This is a genomic window from Microbacterium sp. CPCC 204701, assembly GCF_004010105.1.
Taxonomy (GTDB): Bacteria; Actinomycetota; Actinomycetes; order Actinomycetales; family Microbacteriaceae; genus Microbacterium.
In genome coordinates this window covers 1-2,641 of the sequence record NZ_RRYE01000394.1, presented here as the reverse complement: position 1 = coordinate 2,641, position 2,641 = coordinate 1, and the positions used below count along the sequence as shown (strand labels likewise).

Genomic DNA, 2,641 nt, shown 5'->3' with positions numbered 1-2,641 from the left:
CCGGCAGAGCCCACGCCATCCGCTTCAAGCGCGGCACGAAGCTTCCGTGCCACGGGGGGTTCGATGGTGGACGAGGGGCTCTTGACGTACTCGCCAAGCTCCTTCAGCTTCTCAAGCGCGACCTTGCTGTCGACGCCGAGCTCGGAAGCGATCTCGTGCACGCGTGGTTTGGCAGCCACAAATTCTCCTGTCTGGGTCCACCCAGACAGGGCAGACCGTTAGTCGCGGACGGGTCTCATTTCGAGCCGTTCACTTTGTTTCCATAGCCATTCAGCCGTTTCTCGATGGTCTGCGTGTCAAGCGGGCCTGACACACGCAATGCCCGCACGAAGGCGCGGCGCCGGATCGCGGTGTCCACGCACTCGGTCGTCTCGTGGACCCACGCGCCTCTCCCGGGCATCGACGCAGGCTCGTCGGGGACGAGGACGGAATCGATGGCGACCACTCGGAGAAGAGAGGACCGGGGTGCACGCGTGCGGCATCCGACGCACGTTCGTACGGCTACCATTCTATACCCCGGGGCGATATGCCCCGGACCCCTTCTTCTACACGTCCCGCCTGAAGCGCCGTCGACCGGTCAACCCTCTTCGAGGATCGAATCGGGCTGGATGTCGATCTTCGCGCCGGTGAGCTTGGCGGCCAGGCGCGCGTTCTGCCCTTCCTTGCCGATCGCCAGCGACAGCTGGTAGTCGGGCACGAGCGCGCGCACGGCCTTGTTCGAGGCATCCAGCACGAAGCTGGACGTCACCTTCGCCGGAGACAGCGCGTTCGCGACGAACTTCGCGAGCTCCGGGTCGTAGTCGACGATGTCGATCTTCTCGCCGCCGAGCTCCTCGGTCACCGCGCGCACGCGCCGGCCGAGCTCGCCGATGCACGCGCCCTTCGCGTTGATCGATGGGTCGTTGGCCGTCACGGCGATCTTGGTTCGGTGTCCGGCCTCGCGGGCGAGCGACACGATCTCGACGAGCCCCGCCGGGATCTCGGGCACCTCGAGCGCGAACAGCTTGCGCACGAGCCCGGGGTGGGTGCGCGAGACCGTGATCGACGGACCCTTGGCGCCCTTCGAGACCGATGTGACGTACACGCGCAGACGCGATCCGTGCGCGTACTCCTCGCCGGGGACCTGCTCCTCGGGAGGCAGGATCGCCTCCACCGAGCCGAGGTCGACGTGCACCATGCGCGGGTTCGGGCCCTGCTGCACGACGCCCGCGACGATGTCGCCCTCCTTGCCGCGGAACTCGCCCAGCACGGCGTCGTCGGCGATGTCGCGCAGGCGCTGGCTGATGACCTGCTTGGCCGCGAACGCCGCGATGCGGCCGAAGTCGTCGGGAGTCGACTCCTCCTCGCCGATGACGGCGCCCTCCTCGTCGAGCACGGGGGTGTAGATCGCGACGTGACCGGTCTTCTCGTCGAGGGCCGCTCGAGCGCCCTCCGTCAGTTCGCCGTCGTTCGTCGTCTTCGCATACGCCGTCAGGATGGCCTGCTCGATGATCCGCACGAGTTCGTCGAAGGGAATCTCCTTCTCGCGCGAAACAGTTCGCAGCAGTCCGAGATCGATGTCCACAGTGGCCTCCGTATTCAGCTCTCACCGGCACGTCGCCGCGCGCCGGAACCCTACAACGTTACCCGATGCCGGACCGGCCCGACCTGGGAGACCCCTGTCGCGCTCAGCGCCCGCAGTCGTCGACGCGCGTCTGGACGGACTGCAGCCGCTCATCGGTCCATCTGACGAGCACCGGGAGGAACCTCGACCGCGGCAGGAGGACGCGCAAGTGGTCGTATCCGCGGTATTGGAGGTACCGCACCTGCTCGCCCTGTGCGCACAGCCGGTCGACGTACTCCTGCTGCAGATGCGCGGGGATGACCTCGTCCTGGTCTCCCCACGCGATGAGCAGCGGGTGCTCCCACGGGCCCGACGGCACGTTGTCGGCGAGCCGTCGGCCGAGCGCGCCCGCGGTGAGATCGCCGACGTACAGCGGCCGGTCCTCGGCGACGCCGAGCGCGGTCGCGACCGACACGATCACGCCGGGCTCGGAGGGGCAGCGCTGCGTCATCTCGCGCACGATCGCCTCCGCCCCCGGCGCGATGTAGCGCGAGAGGACGACGTCGTCGTAGGTGTCGGCGTACGGCACGAGCACCCACGAGATCAGGATCGACAGCAGCACGCTCGCGTCGCCCGCCGTGAGCTCTTCGGCCAGGGCCAGGGGATCCGCCGCCGGTGCCAGCGCCGCGGTGCCGAGGATGTCGACATCCGGGGCGTAGTCGTCGGCGATCTGCGACATCCACAGCGCCGCGTGGCCACCCTGCGAGTGACCCCACGCCACGGTCCGCGCCGACAGCGTGAATCCGTCGAGCTCCTGCGCGGCGAGGATCGCATCCAGCGACGAGCGCGCCTCACCGCGGCCGATGAGATAGGGGAAGACGCCGGGTGCGCCCTGGCCCGAGTAGTCCGATGCCACCACGATCCACCCGCGGGCGATCACCTCGTCGAGGGCGGGGATGGCCCAGTGTGTCGCGGACGCGTCTCGCAGGCTGGGCGCGCACCCGCGCGCGACGCCGGTCGTGCCGTGGTTCCACGCGATCACCGGCCGGGCGCCCGGCGGGCGCTCGTCGGGCACGATCACCAGCGCGCTCGCGACCG

Annotated in this window: 4 protein-coding genes; all 4 read right to left on the bottom strand. The window is 69.1% G+C overall.

The window, feature by feature from the left end; all coding sequences use genetic code 11:
- Nucleotides 1–161 (bottom strand): translation initiation factor IF-2 N-terminal domain-containing protein (locus tag EIO58_RS15875; RefSeq protein WP_164861776.1); only part of this gene is annotated, 161 nt, incomplete at its 3' end.
- A gap of 74 nt (nucleotides 162–235) precedes the next feature.
- Nucleotides 236–508 carry a YlxR family protein gene (locus tag EIO58_RS15870; protein ID WP_127820315.1) on the bottom strand — a complete coding sequence of 91 codons (273 nt, stop codon included), beginning with the start codon at nucleotides 506–508 and terminating at the stop codon, nucleotides 236–238.
- A gap of 69 nt (nucleotides 509–577) precedes the next feature.
- Nucleotides 578–1,564: a transcription termination factor NusA gene (gene nusA / locus EIO58_RS15865; protein WP_127820314.1), complete on the bottom strand. Its 987-nt coding sequence runs from the start codon at nucleotides 1,562–1,564 to the stop codon at nucleotides 578–580.
- Nucleotides 1,565–1,667: 103 nt separating this feature from the next.
- The coding region (locus tag EIO58_RS15860; protein WP_240658934.1) for a lipase family protein at nucleotides 1,668–2,641 on the bottom strand (974 nt) is incomplete at its 5' end.

Coding starts and splice junctions, on each gene's coding strand:
- EIO58_RS15870 (WP_127820315.1), bottom strand. CDS start 508: ATGGTAGCCGTACGAACGTGCGTCGGATGCCGCACGCGTGCACCCCGG.